This window comes from Actinoallomurus acaciae (genome assembly GCF_042429965.1).
Taxonomy (GTDB): domain Bacteria; phylum Actinomycetota; class Actinomycetes; order Streptosporangiales; family Streptosporangiaceae; genus Actinoallomurus; species Actinoallomurus acaciae.
Genome location: NZ_JBHLZP010001260.1, coordinates 1 through 629, shown reverse-complemented (window position 1 = coordinate 629; position 629 = coordinate 1). Strand labels below are relative to the sequence as shown.

The 629-nt window shown below is 75.5% G+C and carries 1 protein-coding gene; it reads right to left on the bottom strand.

The annotated features are described in order from the left end of the window. On the bottom strand, positions 1-629 hold a 629-nt coding region (locus ACFFNX_RS51970), incomplete at both ends, for a phosphopantetheine-binding protein (RefSeq protein ID WP_378213895.1).

Genomic DNA, 629 nt, shown 5'->3' with positions numbered 1-629 from the left:
GGGGGTGACCTCGGTGAACCGCACCGGCACGGACGCGGCCGGGACGAGCCGCTGGACCGGCACGCCGTCCACGTCGGGCAGGACCGTGCGCAGCGCCTCGTGCCGGTCGGCGACGTCGGCGACCGCGTGCCGCAGCGCCTCCCGGTCGATCGGCCCGCGCACGCGCCAGGACAGCGGGATGTTGTAGGTCGGGCTCGGGCCGTTCAGGCGGTACAGGAACCAGAGCCGCCGCTGGGCGAAGGACGGTGGAAGGAGCTCCGGGCGGTCCTGCCGGGTCAAGGGCTCCCGCGCGGACCGGCCGTCGTCCAGCCGCGCGGCGATCCCCGCGACGGTCGGCGCGTCGAAGACGGCGCGCGGGGACAGCTCCGCGCCGAGGTCCGTACGGACGCGGCTGACGAGCCGCATCACCAGCAGCGAGTGACCGCCGAGGGCGAAGAAGTCCTCCTCCACGCCGACGTCCGGCAGGCCGAGCAGGTCGGCGACGATCGCGTGGACACGCCGCTCGACCGGCGTGCGCGGCGCCGCTCCCCCGGTGTGGGCGGGGGCGGGCAGCGCGGCGTGGTCGAGCTTGCCGCTGACCGTGCGCGGCAACGCCTCGACCTCGACGAACACACTCGGCGTCATGTAGT